Genomic DNA, 19,128 nt, shown 5'->3' on the forward strand with positions numbered 1-19,128 from the left:
TACATTACTCTAGCTATACGCAACAACTTTACTTTCAACAATTTTGTGAGCAATAATACGACTTTCATAATCAATATTTATTATATCAGATAGTGAATTAATATCAGTATAACTACCAAAACTTTCCATTGTTGATTCCACTACCTCTACTATTTTTAAAAAGCCGATTCGTGACTTCAAAAATTCATTAACAGCTATTTCATTTGCAGCATTGAGCACAATACTGTTTGTTTGTGGAGCAGAAGAGTTTAACACTGCCATGCTAAGCTTTAGCGCAGGAAAACGCTTATGGTCTGGTTCTTGAAAGGTCAATTTTCCTTGCTTTGTTAAATCTAATTTACGATTTAAAGCTGATCTTTCCGGCCAAGATAGAGCATATGAAATAGGAATTGCCATGTCAGTTTCTGCAAGCACAGCAAAGTTGAACCCATCCTTATAAGTTACAATTCCATGTACTATTGACTCAGGATGCACTATTGCTTCAATTTTATCCGGGCTGATATTAAACAAGTTATGTGCTTCTATTATCTCTAGTGCCTTATTCATCATTGTTGCGCTATCAACCGAGATTTTCTTTCCCATATTCCAAGTGGGGTGACTAAGCGCCTTATCTACCATAACATTTCTTAATTGCTCAAGGCTATAATTTAAGAATGGTCCACCAGAAGCAGTAAGTATGATCTTTTCTACGCATTTGTCGTCATTTTGCAAAATTTGAAAAATTGCATTGTGCTCAGAGTCAATAGGGATTATTTGTACATTTTTTTCTTTAGCTTTTTTGAGTAATAACTTTCCACCGCAAACAATGCTTTCTTTGTTTGCCAATGCAATGACTTTGGTACCGCTTTCTATAACTTCCATAACTGGCCCAAGGCCTGCAATGCCAACTATTGCAACAACTGAGAGATCAACAGGTATGGTAGCAATATTTGTAGCACCAATTGCTATTTTTACATCTGTACCAAGTAAACTTTCTTTCAAATCTTTGTAAAGCCTTTCATCGGAGATAGCAACATATTTTGCATTTAGCAGTTTTGCTTGGTGTGCCAGTAGAGCAAAGTTCGAATGGGCACTTAGTGCTTCCACTTGGTATTCTTCTTTTCTCTTTGAGAGCAAATCTACAGTCTTTTTTCCAACACTTCCTGTTGATCCCAAAACTGAAACCTTTTTCACTAAGACAAACTCATAACAACAGCAACTTTTCTTATTAGGCCTTCTTCCAACTATTCAATAGTTTTTAAGTGTTTAACCAAGTTCATGTCCGTGGTCATCGCCAACAGATGGTGAAGGACCAGGTGAAAAAGATTGACCATGGTGATCACCTGCATCATGCATGTCTTGCAAACCATCAGCATTATGAGCTATTTCGTTATTGGCATGAGGGTAATCATCTGAGTGATGTCCATCATCACCATGAGCCATATCCATTTCTTCTGATGGCATATCTTCCCCACCTCCACCTGAAAAATATTCTGCAAGGCCTTCAAGAAGTTTTATGCCAAACATATTACCTGACTTTCCAAACAATGTTACTAGACTACTGCCACTCACCAAACCTTCAAACACGTTACTATAAGCAGCAATTGCTCCTTCATGAAAGTTGAACAACCATTTCATTCCATCGACAACTGTTGAAACAGAGTCACTATGACCAAGACCAAAACCACTTTTCTCACCAGCAGCCTCTTGGTGTTGCTGCTGCGCTTGCCATTCTGCAATGTTTGGACCTTGAGCTTCACTCATAAATTTTTACTCTCAACCTTAAGCTATTATTTTATCACAAATATTGCAAAATATCAATAGAGCTTTTGAATATAGCTAATACAAACAATTTCTGTCATCCTATATATAGCTAAACTGACTTACGACAATTTGAAAAACGACAAATTCGTCATTCCGCTACTAGTTAGCGGAATCTATGCCGAGATACCGCGAATGAATCGCGGTATGACGTGTTAGCTATAGGATCCAGTTTGAAAAAAATCTGAATTCCAATGTTCACTACCTTTTACAAAGTTAAAACTTAAAAATATGACTGTTAGCAATAGTGTATATATCTTTAGCTATATATAATGAATGAATTTTTTTATATATTCGTTATTAGTATTTTGTATTTCCTGAACAGTTCCATGGGAAATGATCTCCCCTTCATATAATACTGCTATTTTATCAGCTATTTTAAATGCGCTATGAATATCATGTGTAATCGTGATAATTGTAGGGTTAAGATCTCTAGATAATTTTATTATTATCTCGTTTACTATATCTGACATAATTGGGTCCAATCCTGAAGTTGGTTCATCCAAAATAATGATTTCTGGATTGTGTGCAATCGCCCTTGCAAGTGCCACTCTTTTTTTCATTCCACCTGATAGCTCTATTGGAAACATATCTGCTATGCTTTCCTCCAGTCCAACATCATTTAACTTCTCGATTGCTAGCTGTTTTGCCTCTTTTTTGCTGATATTAAAGCGCTTTTTATAATTAAAAGATATATTTTCCCACACTGTAACGTAGTCAAATAAAGCGGAATTTTGAAATAAAACCCCAAATTTATTTTTGCTTTTACTATTTATTTTAACAGACCCTGAGTCTGGAGCAAGCAAGCCGATAATTGTTTTTGTTAATACAGATTTGCCGCTTCCTGAGCCACCAAGTATGACTAATGATTCCCCTTTTAATATATCAAAATTTAGATCTTTTAGTACTGTCCTATCATCAAAAGATAAGCTTAAGTTCAATATTGATATTATGGGGTTACGCATGTATCAAAGTAATCATGTAGTTTGCTAAAATGATCAGTATGGACGATAAAACAACAGTTGATGTTGTAGCAACACCTACTCCTCGTGCACCTTCTTTGCAATGGTAACCGTAATAGCAGCTTGAGACAGAAATTATGGCGCCAAATACAGTTGCTTTTATTAGCCCAGTTATAAAATCATACGTATTAAAGAACTGAGCTGTGTGTTTAATGTATATATTTAAATTGTGGTTAAATTCGAAGACTGCAGTGATACATCCTCCAAATATTCCTATTAAATCTGCACATACTGTAAGTATGGGAAATACTATGATTGACGCTAAAATCCTTGGTGCAATTAAATATTTAAAAGGGTTGATGTTCAAGGTTGTAAGTGCATCTATTTGCTCGGTGATGAGCATTGTACCAATTTCTGCTGCAACTGATGATCCAACCTTTCCTACCATTATTAAGCTGATCAAAACTGGTCCTAACTCTTTAATGATAGTGATCGTAACAAGTTTGGGTATTATCTGTTCTTGGTTAATTAATGGGTCACTCAAGCTACTTTGTAAAACTATTGCCGCTCCTATAAAAACTCCAGTGAGCCCAACAATTGGCAGAGAGAAAAAGCCTATCTCTATAATTTGTCTTGCTATGTTGCTAAAATAATATGGTGGCACAAGGCAGTGGTATAGAGATTGAATAAAAAATATGAATGCACTACCAAGCCTTAACAAAAAATTGATAAAGTACCTACCAATTATTCTAACACTATTTATATCAAAAAAGCTCACTTTGTATTCATTTTAGCTAGAGGTTAGTCTTACTGATTTTATTAAAATTTTTATTAACTTTATCGCAAAGTATAGCTGAGATATGTTTTAAGTTCAACATACTTGATGTTTTAATTTAAAGCTCATATAGCTAACCCAAGAAAGGTTTCCCTACGTCATACCGCCACGGTATCCACAACTGTACGAACGTTGTAGTTTGGGAGCAATTCCCACCAGTGGGCCAGTGCCCAGACACTGGGATCCAGCTTCTATGCAACTTAATTAAAAACGTTTGTTTTAGCGTAAGACAACTACCTTTAGCTCATCAGCTCAGTTATAAGCAAAATTTCTGGATTCCAGACTGGAATGACATCATCTGTTGTGCAATTTACCTTCAAAAATGAATGTTCGTACAGCTATGGATTCATTCGCGGTATAGATTCCGCTAACGAGTAGCGGAATGACGGTTTTTCAAATTGTAGAGCCACTTTAGCTATAGAACTCAATTACATAAGCAAACCTTACTTATTTTACTATCCCTGTTTACTTCCTGTAAAAAACATGTTACTAATGTATTGTATTTTGTAGTAGAATGGAGGAAATTTTGGCAGTTCCAAAAAGAAAAAAGTCAAAGTCAAGGCGTAATATGCATCGTTCTCATCATGCTATTGAGCCTAAGAATGTTGTGGTATGTTCAACAACTGGGGAATTCATGTTGCCTCATAACGTAGCAGTTGATGGCAGTTACAAAGGAAAACGGGTTTTCATCAAGCAACAGGCAGAGTGACTATTATGATATGTTACCTACGGTCAATAATAATATAGTTATTGCACTTGACGCTATGGGGGGCGATTTTGCGCCTCTTTCCGTAATTCAGGGTGCTGGTTTTTTTTTAGACAACCTTGTTGACCCAGGCATTAAAGTTTTTTTTCATATTTATGGAGATAAGGAAGAAGTATCTCCTTTGCTTTTGAAATATAAAAAAGTAAGTAACAATTCTGAATTTACTCATTGTTCTGACAATGTCCTTGCAAATGATAAGCCATCTTTTGCACTGAGGCATCGTAAAGACTCAAGTATGAAAGCTGCCATTGAGGCAGTAAAAAAAGGTAAAGCTTTCGGAGTGGTGTCTTCAGGCAACACCGGAGCATTGATGGCAATTTCCAGATTTATTTTAGGAACATTACCAAACATTTATCGTCCTGCTATTGCCTCTATCTGTCCAACTAAGACAAAAAGCTTCGCTTTGCTTGACCTTGGTGCAAATGTTGATTGTAATGCCGACTCATTATTTCAATTTGCGTTAATGGGTAGTATATTTGCAAAAATAGCATTAAAAATTGACAATCCTGAAGTTGCTTTGCTAAATATCGGCACAGAAGAAGTTAAAGGTAATGACTCAGTGCGCGGCGCTTTTGAGTTGCTTAAAAACGCTCCAGGCATTAATTTCAAAGGGTATATAGAGGCAAGTGAATTTTTAGAGGGTAATATAGATGTGATTGTTGCTGATGGTTTTGTTGGCAATGTAATGCTCAAAACGGCTGAGGCAACCGCTAGTACCTTTATCAATCTAATAAAGCAGGAAGTATTCAATTCGTGGATAGCGAAAATGCTTGTTGGTATATTGTTAAAATCCAAACTAAATAAAGCTTTAACGCGTTTTAATCCCAAAATTAGAAGTGGAGCTATGTTTTTAGGGCTGAATGGTATCATCATTAAAAGTCATGGAAATTCTGATGCTATTTCTTTTGCCCATGCCATAAAATTTGCAGTAAATGCAATTAGTGAAAATTTAAATCAAAAGATAATTAACGGGGTAAGTCATATTGAATAAAAGTTTCATATTAAGCACTGGATCTTACCTACCAAGAAAAATGTTGAGTAACAACGAAATTGCATCGATAGTTGAGACGAGCGATGAATGGATAAGGCAGAGAACAGGAATAGTTCAAAGGCATATAGCAGATGAAGGAGAACTAACGTCAGATCTAGCTGTAAATGCAGCAAAAAGTGCTATAGAAAAAGCTAAAATTTCAGTAGATGAAATTGACTTGATTATAGTTGCTACAACAACTCCTGATAAAACTTTTCCTAGCTGTGCAACGATTGTACAAAGTAAGTTAAAATGTAAAAACGCATTTGCTTTTGATGTACAAGCAGCATGCTCTGGTTTTATATATGCAGTTACAGTTGCTGATTCGCTCATAAAATCTAACAATAGAATTAAATATGCATTGGTTATAGGTGCTGAAATAATGTCTAGGATTGTTGATTGGGAAGATAGGTCAACTTGTGTACTCTTTGGTGATGGTGCTGGTGCAGTGGTGATGAAATCAGAAATGGGTAGAAGCGGCATCATATCAACAAACTTATACTCTGACGGCAATGTGGACATACTATGTACGAACGGAGGGGTATCCTCTACTGGTGATTCTGGAAAAATATACATGAATGGAAGAGAAGTGTTTAAACATGCAGTGGATAAGTTAACAGCCTTAATAGAGGAAACTCTGAAATGCAATAATTTGAAAATTACTGATATTGACTGGCTAATTCCCCATCAAGCAAATATTCGTATTATTGAAGCAGTAGTAAAGAAGTTAGATTTCCCTATAGAGAAAGTGATTAATACTGTTGATAAGCATGCAAATACCTCAGCGGCATCAATTCCACTAGCACTTGATTATGCAATACAAAAATCAAAAATAAAATTAGGAAACCTGGCACTGCTGATTTCAATAGGTGCAGGCCTAACCTGGGGTTCTGTGTTGCTGCACTATTAGACTTCCTGCATTACCTCCTGTCATCCAAGTACCCTCTTTGTCATTCCAGTGCCTCTTTCTCCTGTCATCCCAGTGCCCCCTTTTGTCATCCCAGTAGCCCCTTCGGTGTCATTCCAGTCTGGAATCCAGTTCTTATTGTACATTCACCTGGTGTAAAGTTAAGTTTCCTGGATCCCAGTGTCAGCTACTCGGATGACAAAAAAAGGAGCACTGGAATGACAGCAGTCCTACGTCATACCGCGATTCATTCGCGGTATCTCTAGATCCCGCTAACAAGTAGCGGGATGACGGTTGTCGTTTAGCCATAAACATTAAGGAATTTACCAAATGAAAAAAAAGGCAAAAGAAACCCTAGTCATTGTCTATTTTCAGTATTGGCGTTTTTTAAGTCTTAAACACTGCAATTTAGCTGCTTTTAATTGCAACTAACTTACGCTGCAAACGTTTAAGAAATTTACTAAGCAGAAAAAAAGACAAAGAATCCCCGAGTTAGCTAGTCTTTTACTATCTCTGTCGAGTATTGGCATTTTTTGATGTCTTGTAACGCTTTATAAGCGCGTTCAGCTTATTTAGATAAAAATCTAGATGTAGATGAAGTTTTGTAAAGACATACAGTATCTATATACTGCAAAAAATTGAACATAAGACGCCGATACATTAAGTAATCCTTACCTTTTAATCTGCAGATTGGCGAAAGCAAATACAATAGCTTCAGTTTCATGATAAGGGGGCTGGCGAGGTTTGTCAAGGAAGTTTTTCTTTCCCGTGAATTCCCTTTGAGGTTGAATATTGAAAATTAACCGGAGAGTTGTGGATTACTTTGTATATGTCATAACAAGCCATGGCGCTCTCAGCAAAACCATTTAGTATTAATTTTAGTTTGCCTGAATAAATAGCTATATCTCCGATTGCATATATCCTATCTCTACTGGTTTTAAGTGTAGCTGGGTCGACAACTATGCGGCTATGTTCTAACTGTATACCCCAATTGTTTATTGGACCAAGATTCATTGACAGTCCAAAAAATGGCAGCAAAAAATCAGCGGATATTTCTTTTTCTTCCTTAGAGGCAATGTTTTTTACTATCACTGCGCTCAACTGCCCATTACCTCCTGCTAGTTCGTGTAATTGATATGGCACTACCAGTTCTATTTTTCCATCAATTTCAAGTGATTCTAATTTATTTCTAGTTTCAGGAGTGCAGCGAAATTCCTTTCTCCTATGTATCACATAAATTTTCTTCGCAACTTTAGAAAGTTCTACAGTCCAATCAGCCGCAGAATCACCCCCACCTGCAATGACTATAGTTTTGTCCTGAAAATCAGAAATTTTATTTACACTGTAAAATACAGATTTATTTTCATATTCTAATATACCACTTAAGGGTGGACGGTTAGGTTCAAACATTCCGTTACCTGCAGCAACAATAACGGCTTTGCATTTTACCTCTGTACCTATGTTCGTTATGACAGTAAAGCTTTCACCTTCGTTATTTGAAATCTTTTCCACTTTTTGACTTAAATGGTAAACAGGCTTAAATGGCGAAGATTGCTCCATTAGTTGCTCAATTAATTTTTGGGCAGTGATTACAGGATAACCAGGTATATCATATATTGGCTTTTCTGGGTAAAGAGCTGTGCATTGTCCTCCTGCTTGATCCAAAACATCTATTATATGACATCTCATATCAAGCATTCCCGCTTGAAAAGCAGTGAATATTCCAACAGGTCCTGCACCTATTATTACTATATCGGTTTTCATATTCAGATGGTGATCTATTTATAGATATTAGCTTTCTTTGCTAACAAGGTCAATTTACAAAGGGATGTATTTTTAAAAGATGTGGCTAGATTAGACAAGATTTCCAGCGTTATGAACCACATAGTCCAAATAAGCTCTAAAAATCAGCTAGCATAGCGAGATGCTGTGCGGACGGAATGGGATTCGAACCCATGGTACGCTCATCACGTACGTCAGTTTTCAAGACTGGTGCCTTAAACCGCTCGGCCATCCGTCCATTTCTTTTCTATCACAACATTTGATTTTAAGCAATCTATAAAAGCTTTACTTGCCCACGCAAAAGTTGCTAAACACACTACTCAATATTTCCTCAACATCAATAATTCCAATCACCGCACCAAGTTCAAATGCAGCAAGCCTCAAATCTTCAGATATCAACTCAATTGGATTATCGATATTAAAACGTTGTAAATGTTCCAGTGCTTTCTTCATGTGATTCCTATGTCTTTGCCGAGTGATTACAGGAGTGTCTCTATCATGCCCAAATTTTTCCTCTGCCTTCTCTTTTATGAGAGAGATCAATTTGTTTGTACCTATTTCCTTTAGAATAGAAATGGGTAAAAGATCTATGCCATTAATTTTTATATTGTGATTATTGATAACATCGTCAGCTTTGCTCAATACATAAATGGTGTCATTTTGGTCTGATGTCATGCAAGTAGCTGACACTGGAATCCAGCTATGAACATTGTTTTCAGCACATGTTTCTAGAATCCATTGTCTATTGCATAATTTGCAAGTATTTTTATATCTGGATCCCAGTGTCAAGCACTGGGATGACACCGTTTGTTGATTACAATATTTGCATAGTTGTGTGTCAACGACAGATGGTATATTGCCTGTGGCTTGATAATTGACATCGTGTCGTTGTTCAAAAGGAAATAGCTCTATTCTTAAATCAGCTTCAAAAGACCTCTTTTTCGCTCGACTTATACCTTCTAATTCTATTGGATCTGAACTTTCACGAATTCCAGCAGTATCAGAGAGAATGATTGGGTATCCGCCAATGTCAATATGAGCTTCAAGTATATCTCTTGTTGTGCCTGCATATTCAGAAACAATAGCAATATCACGCTTGGCTAAGAAATTAAACAGAGTTGATTTACCGACATTTGGTTCACCAGTTATTACAATATGTAAACCCTCACGCAACCTTTCGCCCCGTCTATTATCATTTAAATGCTCTTGTATCAACTGCACGAGAGATTGCACTTCATTATTAATTTTTTCCAATTCACTTTTTTCTGCCCAAATGTCCTCTGGAAAGTCTATATATGCTTCGATTTTGGATTGTATCGTTATTAATCTTTGCCTCCAATTGCTGTATAGTCTCTCCAATTCTCCTGATATCTGCTTAATCGCTTGTTTAGCTTGCATTTTCGTCTCAGCATCAATTAAGTCTGCAATCCCTTCTATTTGCGTTAAGTCAAATTTACCATTTAGAAAAGCCCTAAGTGAGAATTCTCCAGGCTTGGCCATAACGAAAACTTTTGATAATTCCTCCAAGATGATTTTTATAACTGCCTTGCTTCCATGCACTTGTAACTCTATAACGTCCTCGCCAGTGAAACTGTTTGGAGCAGGGAAATAGATGATTATTCCATTATCTATCAATTGACTGGAATCATCATATAGATCAACTAAAGTAGCAAATCTTGGTTTAATTTCTTTCTTAATATGAAAATGATTTAAAGCTTTAAGCGCGTAGTTGCCTGAAATTCTGATTACTGCAACTCCTGACTTACCAAATACGGTCGATAAAGCGAAAATAGTTTCATTTGTGTTTGTCATTATTTATATAAACTACTTAGCAATATTACACTTAAGAAACCAAAATACCTAAAAAGTCACCCAGGTGAAAATATTTATTTTGAAAACTGATAATATGATTTATAATGACTGACACAAGTTTTAAATATTTTATGCTCAAGAAATTAGCTTGGTACTGGTCTTTTGTAGAGTTAATTAAAGGGTTTGTTATTACATTAAAATATATGTTTAAGCCAAAGGTTACTTTGAGGTATTCTATGGAGAAGGGCCCTTTAAGTCCAAGGTTTCGTGGTGAGCATGCGTTGCGTAGGTATCCAAACGGTGAAGAACGATGCATAGCTTGTAAATTATGTGAAGTTATCTGCCCTGCTCAAGCAATAGTTATTGAAGCAGAGGAAAGAGAAGACGGTAGTCGCCGCACCACGCGCTATGATATTGATATGACAAAATGCATATACTGCGGACTTTGCCAAGAGGCATGTCCAGTTGATGCAATTGTTGAAGGTCCTAACTTTGAATTTGCTACTGAAACAAGAGAGGAGCTAATGTACAATAAAGAAAAGTTATTGCGTAATGGTGAAGTTTGGGAAGACGCAATTGCACTCAGGTTAAAAAAGAATAGGCCTTATTATTAATGTTCAGAGCTTATAACCCTGTTATCCATTATGATTTAGGGGCAGTGCCCACTAGGGGTGGTGTCATCCCAGTGCTTGACACTGGGATCCAGTAAAATTGATTGTGAACAAGCACACTATGCAACATTTTCAATGAAATTACAAAAAAGCTGGATTCCAGTGTCAAGCACTGGGATGACACCATTTGCTGTGCAATTTACCTTCGAAAATGAATGTTCGTATGGCTATGTGCGTGACACTGGGATGACACCGTTGGAAGAAGCAAACCGCCTTCAAGCTACATGTCCGTATAGGTTTATTTATGGTTAGGGTTACTTTTTCAACCGAACAAAAAGTAAAAGAATACAGTGGTAAAGTCACTGGCTTTGATATATTACAACCGGATGCTTTGAAAGAAGTAGTTGCATTGAAAGTAAATGGTGAGCTATATGACCTCTCACGTGAAATTGAAGCTGATGCAGAGATAGAGGTGATACAACTGAGTGACGAAGTGGGTTTAGATATAATAAGGCATGATGCTGCTCATATAATGGCGCAGGCAGTGAAAGAGCTATTTCCTAATACTCAGATTACTATCGGCCCAACAATTCAGGACGGTTTTTACTATGATTTTGCTACAGATCGTACCTTCACTACGGACGATCTTACCGCAATAGAAAAGAAAATGAAAGAGATTGTAAAAAGTAACCACAGATTTGTTCGAGAAGTTTGGACTCGCAAGCAGTCAGTTGATTTCTTTAGTGGTATAGGCGAAAAATATAAGGTTGATATTATCTCATCCATACCAGAGGGTGAAAACCTAACTGTTTATAGGCAAGGTGATTTTGTTGACCTATGCCGTGGTCCGCACTCACCATCAACCGGTAGAGTTAAAGCGTTTAAACTTATGAAAGTAGCGGGTGCATACTGGCGTGGTGATTCTAAGGGCCCAATGTTGCAGCGAATATATGGCACAGCATGGGGAAATAAGGATGAATTAAACGCTTACCTTGAGTGCCTCAAAGAAGCAGAAAAACGTGATCACCGCAAAATTGCTAAGGATATGGATTTATTTCACATTCAAGAGGAAGCTGTTGGGCAGGTTTTTTGGCATGAACAAGGATATATTCTATATAATGTTCTTGAGTCTTACATCAGAAAGAAGCTAATAAATAATGGCTATTTTGAGGTAAAAACTCCTATTTTAGTAAGTAAAGAGCTGTGGGAAAGATCTGGACATTGGGATAAGTTTCGTGAAAATATGTTTATTGTTGACGAATCTGAGAATAAAAAGTTAGCAATAAAACCCATGAATTGTCCTTGTCATGTGCAGATTTTTAATTCTCACACCAGGAGCTACCGTGATTTACCAATACGTATGGCAGAGTTTGGCACATGCCATAGAAATGAAAGCTCAGGCTCATTGCACGGACTGATGCGAGTGCGTGGTTTTACGCAAGACGATGCACACATTTTTTGTATGGAAGAACAAGTGAATTCTGAGACTATAAAGTTTTGTGACCTTTTAAAAGAAGTATATTCAGAGCTTGGATTTAATGAAATTTCTGTGAAATTTTCAGACCGTCCAGATATTAGAGCAGGTAATGATGAAGTGTGGGATAGAGCTGAAAAAGCGCTGCTTGAAGCCGTTAAAGAAGCGGGCTTGAGTTATAAACTTAACCCTGGTGAAGGTGCATTTTATGGTCCAAAGTTAGAGTTCGTTTTGAAAGACGCAATAGGCAGAAATTGGCAATGTGGAACATTACAAGTTGATTTCATTTTACCAGAACGTCTGGGAGCTTTTTATATAGGGGCAGATGGGCACAAGCATCACCCTGTCATGTTACATAGGGCAATTCTTGGGACTTTTGAGCGTTTTATCGGAATTTTGATAGAAAATTATGCAGGAAAATTTCCAGTTTGGCTTGCTCCAACGCAACTTGCTATTCTGACCATTACAAATGAAGCTGACGGTTACGCCACAGAAATTAGCAATATTTTAAAAGAACAAGGTGTGAGAGTCAAGACTGATTTGACCAATGAAAAAATTAGTTATAAGATACGTTTGCATAGTTCAAACAAGGTTCCTATATTGTGGATTGTAGGCAAAAATGAAGTTACAAGTAAAACTGTGTCAGTAAGAAATTTAGGATCGGAAAGACAGGAGTCTTTTTCTTTGGAAAAGGCTAATGAATCGCTGTTAAAAAGTATTAATTTGAATTAAGGGAGTTAAAGTTTGCAAGTTAAAAAGAACAATAAAAACAGAATTAATGGATTTATCACAGCTAAGGAGGTACGCTTAGTTGATCATAGTGGTGAAATGGTCGGAATCGTGCCAATAGAACGAGCTTTGGAATTTGCACAGGGTGTTGGTTTAGACTTGGTGGAAATTGCACCTGATTCAACCCCTCCAGTATGTAAAATTCTGGATTATAGCAAGCAAAAGTATGATATAAAAAAGAAAGCAAGTGAAGCAAAAAAGAAACAAAAAACATTAACTATAAAAGAAATTAAACTGGGTCCCAATATTGGTGATCACGATTACGGAACAAAATTGCGTCAAGCAAGAGACTTACTTGCCCACGGACATAAAATTAAAGTCACAATGAGATTTAGAGGGAGAGAGCTTATAAACACTGAAGTTGGACTGGAAAAATTAGAACGGCTAATTCGAGACACTGAAGATATCGCAAAGGTAGAATTGGCACCTAAAAGAGAAGGGAATCAATATTTTTTAGCTCTGGTTGCTAAGTAGCAAAACGGCTTAAGAAGTATAAGTAAAGTTAAATTATCGCTCTCTCTTTGATAACATGGCGAAAATGTCTTATTAATCCTTGAATCGGCCAAGCTGCAGCATCGCCAAGTGCGCAAATTGTATGTCCTTCTATTTGAGTTGTAAGGTCAAGCAGCTTATCTATTTCATCAGGCTTAATATCTCCTGCCACCATCCTCTTCATAATCCTCCACATCCATCCAGTACCTTCACGGCATGGTGTGCATTGTCCACAGGACTCATGCATATAAAAGTGTGATAACCTCTCTATTGCAGCTATTATATCAGTTGATTTATTCATCACTATTACAGCAGCAGTACCAAGCCCTGATTGTGCAGTTCTTAATGAATCAAAATCCATTTCAATAGTATCACATATAGATTTTGGAATTAATGGCACTGAAGACCCACCAGGTATTACAGCAAGTAAATTATCCCAACCTCCTCGCACTCCACCTGCGTATTTTTCAATTAATTCACGTAATGGAATTCCGAGCTCTTCTTCAACATTACACGGGTTGTTTACGTGCCCTGAAATACAAAAGACCTTGGTACCAGTATTATTTGGTTTACCAAGAGATGCAAACCATTCTCCTCCGCGATTCAGAATATCTGGAACCATGGCTATAGTTTCAACGTTGTTTATTGTGGTTGGGCAGCCAAAAAGTCCAACACCTGCGGGAAATGGAGGCTTCATGCGAGGAAAGCCCTTTTTTCCTTCAATTGATTCGAGTTGAGCTGTTTCTTCCCCACATATGTAAGCTCCTGCGCCCCTATGGATAAACACATCAAGATCATAACCTGATTTGCAGGCATTTTTTCCAATTAAACCTTCTTTATAGGCTTCCTCAAGTGCTTTTTTTAGAACTAAATATTCATTATAAAATTCACCCCTGATATAAATATATGCAACTGATGCGCTGATCGCTTTGCCGGCCAGGAGAATTCCCTCAAGTAACTTATGTGGCTCATATCGCAATATATCTCTATCTTTACATGTACCAGGTTCTGACTCATCTGCATTGACTACTAAATATGCTTTTGGGAGATTTTTGGGCATAAAGCTCCACTTAAGGCCGGTGGAAAATCCTGCACCCCCTCGACCTCTCAAACCAGATTTCTTTACTTCATCAATGATCTTTTCTGATCCTAAATCCAGTAATTCCTTTGTTTTTTGCCAGCTACCACGTTTTTTTGCACCCTCAAGTAGTGGAGTTCCTTTACCATTTAGGTTGGTGAATATTTTGTCTTGTTCTTTTAGCATGTTTTTCAAAATTTGTGAGTGATCCCGACGCGATTCGAACGCGTGACCCACTGATTAAAAGTCAGTTGCTCTACCGGCTGAGCTACGGGATCATTTCATTTTTCAGCTATACTAAACATCAATACAGTTTTTATCCGTTTTAATCAAACTAAAATTTTCATGTGTGGTTAAATAAATTATATAATATACTGCGTTAGTGATAATTTAGTTAAAAAATCTATGAATAATTTAAAAAAATTTCCAAAGGAAAACTTCTTGTTAATTTTCAGTTCACAGATTTATTTGGATGGTGTGACGTATAACGCTAAGGAGACAAAAAAAATAGAGAAGTGTGTACACCCTGCAGAATTTGTACACTATTTAGCAATAGCCTAATAGATAAATATTTCTTGCATTTCAGCCTGAGTGATTTATGCTTTAAGCAAGAATTACCTGGGGGTATAGCTCAGCTGGTAGAGCATCTGTTTTGCACGCAGAAGGTCAGCGGTTCGATCCCGCTTGCCTCCACCAGTCTATACAGCTCTAGCCGCCACAAAACCTGTCAAAGCAGCTTATTTTAATCTATGAGGATTTTATACTATTTCCCTGAAAATCTCTATTTCTTTTCGTAACTTTTCTCTACACAAGTAATGTTGGTTATTACAATTGTAATATATACTAACTTAACAATAAATTAATCAATAAATGTTAGAATACTAACAATTAATTTATTGGTAACGCCTATGAGTGGAAAAAAGCATGTTTTTAAGATGATACCTGGAAAAGAGGTGTTTAGAAAAACCCCGACTACAAGGATAAAGTGGCCTGAAGGTAATGATCCTACAATGCCTATTAAAAAAGTTGAGCTTGTATCGCTGGATGATAAAAACGATGTAGTACTAGGCTTATTGCCTATAAAACTTTGCAGCAGTTCTTGCCTAGACAGTTACATATGTCTGGAGGAAGAAAATGAAGGAAATCTGGTAGCCAAAGATTATAAAAGTGATTCTAACTTAGATTATGTAAAAAGTAACTATACATTTGTATATTACGGTAATGAGTTGGCTAAGTTATCATATACAAGAGAGCTTGTGCAGCCTTTCAAAACTATGTGTAGCAGTTCTATTAAATCAAAAAAATTGGAATACAAATATGTAACATGGGAAGATTCAGATACTGGCAACAATAAATATTATTTTTCAGACGAGGCAGGAAATATAATCGATTCACCTGACAATGAGGTATTACAAGACATTATGTTATACTACGGTGAGAGATATATAAGAGATGTGCTACTGTTGCTATCAAACGCGTTTACTAAAGTTTTTATTCAGGGCCTAACAGACGGCCAACTAAAAACTCTTGCCAATACTCTTAGTAACGAGCAACTGCAAAAAATAATTCCTGAACTGAGCTCAAGCCAGTTGCAGGCCTTAGCAGAGAACTTAACAGATGAACAACTCCAAGCTTTAGTGGATCATCTAACCAATCACCAGCTAAAAACCCTCGCTCAGGAACTAAATCCAGAAAAGTTACAAATAATTGTTCCTATTTTAAATGATACTCAGCTTGAAGCTCTAGTGAGAAAATTAAATTCAGAGCAAGTAAAAGAAATTTTACCTCACTTAAAAGTGGATCAGTTCAAAGCACTTATTAAAACTTTAAATGACGAGCAATTTACAGTGCTTGCAAAAGACTTGGCTGAGCACCACTTGACAATACTCTCCAAAGAATTAGAAGGTGATCAGTTGAAAGCTTTAGTAAATAGTCTGCAAGAAGACCAACTGAAAGACTTAGTTAATAAGCTTGATCCTGAGAAACTCGAAGCAATTGCTCAGGATTTAACTGATTCTAATAGGATCCAGATTATCATTAAGTCTTTAGTTGATAACCCAGACAAACTTCAAGCTTTTGCTCGCAATATGTCTAATGAGCAGTTTAAAGAACTTTTGGATAACGTAGGTGCAGAAGAGCTTAAAGAGATTATTCACAAACTGCCTTATGAGAAAGTGACAGCTGTGATTGGTGATCTCAGCAATCAAGATCAGTCTAAAGCTATTATTGATGCATTAAAAGGGAAACTTGATGAACAAAATGAAAAACAAAAGGAAATCCTTGAGCTGATTAAGAAACTTGGAGATTCTGCTGATGAACCTAAATGGGAGGGCCCTCTTCAAAACGCCAATGCTGAACTAATGGTAATGGAAGAGTACTTTCAGACTGGATACGAAGTATTGTTGAGCTAAATATTTATGGGTTTGAAAAGAGCTTTTTATATTTCTATAGTTGATTTTATTTGAAATTTTAAATTTTAATGAGGTAGTTTATATGGCCAATGAACCAAAAATTATAAGTAAAGTTACCCTTGCAAAACCGACAAATTACGAAACGAATAAAGATAAAAATGCGAAAGTTAGTTATACTCATAGTGTTATTGATAAACTGATTGAAAGTATGAATGACGGACTTGTTGTGCAAGTAAATACTAACTTGCATGGAGAACAAGAAAAAGTCAATCAACTGATTGAAGACGTTGGTAATGTAGATAGTGGTTTAGTACAGAGCCTGAATAACTTACAGACAAGAGTAAAAGAATTAGAAGACAATACCACTAGTGAACCAGATTGGGGTTAAACTGGAAAGAGTAATAGTCTCTAGGCTATTACTTTCTCCACATACCATTTCAATGTAGCTGAGTTGATTTTAAAAGTATAATTTTTTATAGAAGTTAATATGAGTAATTACAGTGTAAAAGAAAGCGAAAGCAACTTTGAATTAATAAGCGAAATAGGCGGAGATAACCCTAGAGTAATAGACGACATAGAGGTCAAAATTAAGCCTAAATCTTTTGAGAGCGATAAAGAAAAGAATGCATCGGTCAATTACGTTCACAAAATTCTAGATAAACTAATCGCAGATTTAAACGACACATTTGTTCCTAAATTGAATAATGAGCTGAAGGATCGTCAAGATGAAGTGGATCTATTGTATAAAGATTTAGATAGGCTTGAGATGATAGCTATAGAGGCTGAGAAGGATTATAAAATTTTGGAAGGAAACCTTAACAACCTAAAAGAAGAGGTTGAAAAATTAAAAACAGGAACAATTGGTGGTGATAATATGATGAATGGGAAGCACCAACTCACTCTGATATATTGTAGTAGTTAGGAAAGTCACAGCTTGCTAGCAGGCTGTTACTCTCTCTACATACTATTTCAATATAGCCAGATTAAGGAATCTATTTTAAAACTTTCGGCATATAGTTCTCATCATGTTTTGCAAACACCGTATCTGCAAGAAAGGTATTATTATCAGACATTTTACCTTGCACAACAACACCACTTTTTTCTGAAAACATCGGTGGAAGTATTCCCTGGTATTTTACCACAACGCTTTTGTTAAAATCTGTCATTTGAAAAACTACTTCACTTTCGCTCCGTATCACACTATCTTCAACAACCATTCCACCAACACGGATTGGCTTTTGACTATTTGGTAAAACTATTGCCTCACTTACTGTATAGAAAAATGAGATATTTTCTTTGAGCGTTGTTAAAATAAAAAAGACTATGCAGCTTAAAAAGCAGAAAATTCCTGAAGTTATAAGTAATCGCTTATGTTTCTTCTTCATTATTATCTTTCAGGCTTTCTAGAATTTTTTTACTTTTAGTATAGCAAGAAATGGTAAAAATTAGCTCTCCAACAATCAGCGTGAAACTAATAAGGTAAGCAAAAATTACATATGTATTCATAATGCACTGCCAATAAATAACTCACCTGCATCAAAATAAATTAAGCTTCCATCCTTTTGCTGCAACACCAATTTACCACTTTTATCTATATCAGCAAAAATTCCTTCATACAATTTGTCAGCTAACTTTACACTGATTTGCTCATTCATTTTGAATGCTTTTTTTAACCACATTTCTCTTATAGCATAAAACCCATCAAATAGCCATTGCTTTCTTAGCTTATTAAAATTTATTATTAATTCCTTTAACAGATCTATGTTAGACACAGACTCACCGTAATTGCTAATGCACGTTGTTCCTGGAAGTGGTGCATGACTGACATTAATTCCAATTCCTATAATGAGCCAATTCGAATTGGATCTTTTTTCAAGCAATATTCCGCTTATTTTCTTGCCATCAATAAGGGCATCATTTGGCCACTTATACTGGAGATTTAGACCATTTATAAATGACAGTATAGTATTTCCAACAGCAAGAGCAGTAACAAAAGTCAATTCTGTTAATTTGCTAACATCCGCAATTTTATTCACCAAACCCTTCTCTGTCATCCCAATGCCCTCTGATGTCATCCCAGTGCTTGACACTGGGATCCATTCTTCTTTTTTTCTAGATTCCAGCGTCACGCGCTGGAATGACACCGAAAGCTGGCTTTCATTCAGATAATCGTTAAAGAGGTTTATCACCAAACTCGCATAAAAATTACCCTCTGGAGAAACCCAACTTTTTCCGGTGCGCCCCCTGCCTTCTGTTTGTTTATCGGCAATAATAACGGTTTCATTTGATATTCCTTTATCAATTAAATCCAACGCTTCTTTATTAGTGCTTGAAACTTCTTTGTAATGATGAATATGAAAGCCCTCAGGGATCACCTTG

Annotated in this window: 21 protein-coding genes and 3 tRNA genes; 11 read left to right on the plus strand and 13 right to left on the minus strand. The window is 36.4% G+C overall.

Annotation, left to right across the window (positions count from 1 at the left end):
• Positions 1-9: 9 nt before the first annotated feature.
• The 4 genes from dxr to ABWU74_RS00295 form a co-directional block, all read right to left on the minus strand.
• A complete protein-coding gene (dxr, locus tag ABWU74_RS00280; protein WP_070356952.1) occupies positions 10-1,173 on the minus strand; it encodes a 1-deoxy-D-xylulose-5-phosphate reductoisomerase in 1,164 nt (387 codons plus the stop codon).
• A 72-nt stretch (positions 1,174-1,245) separates the two neighbouring features.
• Positions 1,246-1,743 (minus strand): hypothetical protein, encoded by a 498-nt coding sequence (locus tag ABWU74_RS00285; RefSeq protein WP_010082318.1) that lies wholly within the window; start codon positions 1,741-1,743, stop codon positions 1,246-1,248.
• A gap of 320 nt (positions 1,744-2,063) precedes the next feature.
• Positions 2,064-2,765 carry an ABC transporter ATP-binding protein gene (locus tag ABWU74_RS00290; RefSeq protein WP_006279859.1) on the minus strand — a complete coding sequence of 234 codons (702 nt, stop codon included), beginning with the start codon at positions 2,763-2,765 and terminating at the stop codon, positions 2,064-2,066.
• Entirely contained in the window at positions 2,758-3,540 is a 783-nt protein-coding gene (locus ABWU74_RS00295) for an MlaE family ABC transporter permease (protein WP_353289315.1), read from the minus strand. Before ABWU74_RS00295 ends, ABWU74_RS00290 begins: the two co-directional genes overlap by 8 nt.
• A gap of 583 nt (positions 3,541-4,123) precedes the next feature.
• On the opposite strand from ABWU74_RS00295, the gene rpmF reads away from it, so the two are divergent.
• From rpmF to ABWU74_RS00310, 3 genes are read left to right on the plus strand one after another with little or no spacing between them, the layout of a single operon-like run.
• Complete coding sequence (gene rpmF / locus ABWU74_RS00300) at positions 4,124-4,306, plus strand: 50S ribosomal protein L32 (RefSeq protein WP_010962967.1); 183 nt, start codon at positions 4,124-4,126, stop codon at positions 4,304-4,306.
• A 10-nt stretch (positions 4,307-4,316) separates the two neighbouring features.
• The gene (plsX, locus tag ABWU74_RS00305) at positions 4,317-5,354 is read left to right on the plus strand and encodes a phosphate acyltransferase PlsX (RefSeq protein ID WP_209473375.1); all 1,038 of its coding nucleotides are present in this window, start codon (positions 4,317-4,319) and stop codon (positions 5,352-5,354) included.
• A complete protein-coding gene (locus tag ABWU74_RS00310; protein WP_209472442.1) occupies positions 5,347-6,303 on the plus strand; it encodes a beta-ketoacyl-ACP synthase III in 957 nt (318 codons plus the stop codon). The genes plsX and ABWU74_RS00310 overlap by 8 nt, the downstream gene beginning before the upstream one ends.
• Positions 6,304-6,323: 20 nt before the next feature.
• Here ABWU74_RS00310 and ABWU74_RS00315 read toward each other — a convergent pair whose 3' ends face one another.
• The 4 genes from ABWU74_RS00315 to mnmE all read right to left on the minus strand — a co-directional run bounded on the left by ABWU74_RS00315 (position 6,324) and on the right by mnmE (position 9,894).
• Positions 6,324-6,446 (minus strand): hypothetical protein, encoded by a 123-nt coding sequence (locus ABWU74_RS00315; RefSeq protein ID WP_255317430.1) that lies wholly within the window; start codon positions 6,444-6,446, stop codon positions 6,324-6,326.
• Positions 6,447-7,047: 601 nt separating this feature from the next.
• Positions 7,048-8,064: an NAD(P)/FAD-dependent oxidoreductase gene (locus tag ABWU74_RS00320; RefSeq protein WP_038199260.1), complete on the minus strand. Its 1,017-nt coding sequence runs from the start codon at positions 8,062-8,064 to the stop codon at positions 7,048-7,050.
• Positions 8,065-8,232: 168 nt separating this feature from the next.
• A tRNA-Ser gene (locus ABWU74_RS00325) sits at positions 8,233-8,320 on the minus strand.
• Between the two features lie 47 nt (positions 8,321-8,367).
• Positions 8,368-9,894, minus strand: coding sequence for a tRNA uridine-5-carboxymethylaminomethyl(34) synthesis GTPase MnmE (gene mnmE, locus ABWU74_RS00330; RefSeq protein WP_010082336.1), 1,527 nt, complete (start codon positions 9,892-9,894; stop codon positions 8,368-8,370).
• 131 nt (positions 9,895-10,025) lie between these two features.
• Here mnmE and nuoI point away from each other — a divergent pair, with 131 nt between their 5' ends.
• Genes nuoI through infC form a run of 4 tightly spaced genes read left to right on the plus strand, consistent with a single transcriptional unit; the run spans position 10,026 to position 13,242 of the window.
• Positions 10,026-10,508: an NADH-quinone oxidoreductase subunit NuoI gene (gene nuoI, locus ABWU74_RS00335; protein ID WP_353289316.1), complete on the plus strand. Its 483-nt coding sequence runs from the start codon at positions 10,026-10,028 to the stop codon at positions 10,506-10,508.
• A 60-nt stretch (positions 10,509-10,568) separates the two neighbouring features.
• The gene (locus ABWU74_RS00340; protein WP_341821891.1) at positions 10,569-10,817 is read left to right on the plus strand and encodes a hypothetical protein; all 249 of its coding nucleotides are present in this window, start codon (positions 10,569-10,571) and stop codon (positions 10,815-10,817) included.
• Positions 10,810-12,711, plus strand: a complete 1,902-nt coding sequence (gene thrS / locus ABWU74_RS00345) for a threonine--tRNA ligase (RefSeq protein ID WP_010962960.1) — start codon at positions 10,810-10,812, stop codon at positions 12,709-12,711. The genes ABWU74_RS00340 and thrS overlap by 8 nt, the downstream gene beginning before the upstream one ends.
• Positions 12,712-12,723: 12 nt before the next feature.
• Entirely contained in the window at positions 12,724-13,242 is a 519-nt protein-coding gene (gene infC, locus ABWU74_RS00350) for a translation initiation factor IF-3 (protein ID WP_006279610.1), read from the plus strand.
• A gap of 28 nt (positions 13,243-13,270) precedes the next feature.
• On the opposite strand, the gene nuoF is transcribed toward infC, so the two are convergent.
• Both nuoF and ABWU74_RS00360 read right to left on the minus strand, forming a co-directional pair.
• On the minus strand, positions 13,271-14,524 hold the full coding sequence (gene nuoF / locus ABWU74_RS00355) for an NADH-quinone oxidoreductase subunit NuoF (RefSeq protein ID WP_010962959.1): 1,254 nt from the start codon (positions 14,522-14,524) through the stop codon (positions 13,271-13,273).
• 19 nt (positions 14,525-14,543) lie between these two features.
• A tRNA-Lys gene (locus ABWU74_RS00360) sits at positions 14,544-14,616 on the minus strand.
• A gap of 342 nt (positions 14,617-14,958) precedes the next feature.
• Here ABWU74_RS00360 and ABWU74_RS00365 point away from each other — a divergent pair.
• The 4 genes from ABWU74_RS00365 to ABWU74_RS00380 all read left to right on the plus strand — a co-directional run bounded on the left by ABWU74_RS00365 (position 14,959) and on the right by ABWU74_RS00380 (position 17,671).
• A tRNA-Ala gene (locus ABWU74_RS00365) sits at positions 14,959-15,034 on the plus strand.
• Positions 15,035-15,246: 212 nt separating this feature from the next.
• Positions 15,247-16,749, plus strand: coding sequence for a magnesium transporter MgtE N-terminal domain-containing protein (locus ABWU74_RS00370; protein WP_353289317.1), 1,503 nt, complete (start codon positions 15,247-15,249; stop codon positions 16,747-16,749).
• A gap of 82 nt (positions 16,750-16,831) precedes the next feature.
• Positions 16,832-17,137, plus strand: coding sequence for a hypothetical protein (locus tag ABWU74_RS00375; protein ID WP_264329450.1), 306 nt, complete (start codon positions 16,832-16,834; stop codon positions 17,135-17,137).
• 99 nt (positions 17,138-17,236) lie between these two features.
• A complete protein-coding gene (locus ABWU74_RS00380) occupies positions 17,237-17,671 on the plus strand; it encodes a hypothetical protein (RefSeq protein ID WP_209472434.1) in 435 nt (144 codons plus the stop codon).
• Positions 17,672-17,741: 70 nt separating this feature from the next.
• Here ABWU74_RS00380 and ccmE read toward each other — a convergent pair whose 3' ends face one another.
• The 3 genes from ccmE to ABWU74_RS00395 are packed head-to-tail and all read right to left on the minus strand — an operon-like array spanning position 17,742 to position 19,124.
• Positions 17,742-18,134, minus strand: coding sequence for a cytochrome c maturation protein CcmE (ccmE, locus tag ABWU74_RS00385; RefSeq protein WP_174515681.1), 393 nt, complete (start codon positions 18,132-18,134; stop codon positions 17,742-17,744).
• Positions 18,118-18,255, minus strand: coding sequence for a hypothetical protein (locus ABWU74_RS00390; RefSeq protein ID WP_209472432.1), 138 nt, complete (start codon positions 18,253-18,255; stop codon positions 18,118-18,120). The genes ccmE and ABWU74_RS00390 overlap by 17 nt, the downstream gene beginning before the upstream one ends.
• Positions 18,252-19,124 carry a biotin--[acetyl-CoA-carboxylase] ligase gene (locus ABWU74_RS00395; protein WP_209472430.1) on the minus strand — a complete coding sequence of 291 codons (873 nt, stop codon included), beginning with the start codon at positions 19,122-19,124 and terminating at the stop codon, positions 18,252-18,254. Before ABWU74_RS00395 ends, ABWU74_RS00390 begins: the two co-directional genes overlap by 4 nt.
• Between the last annotated feature and the right edge of the window lie 4 nt (positions 19,125-19,128).

Origin of the sequence: Wolbachia endosymbiont (group A) of Paraperithous gnathaulax, from assembly GCF_964028485.1 — a bacterium.
In the GTDB taxonomy this organism is placed as follows: domain Bacteria; phylum Pseudomonadota; class Alphaproteobacteria; order Rickettsiales; family Anaplasmataceae; genus Wolbachia; species Wolbachia pipientis.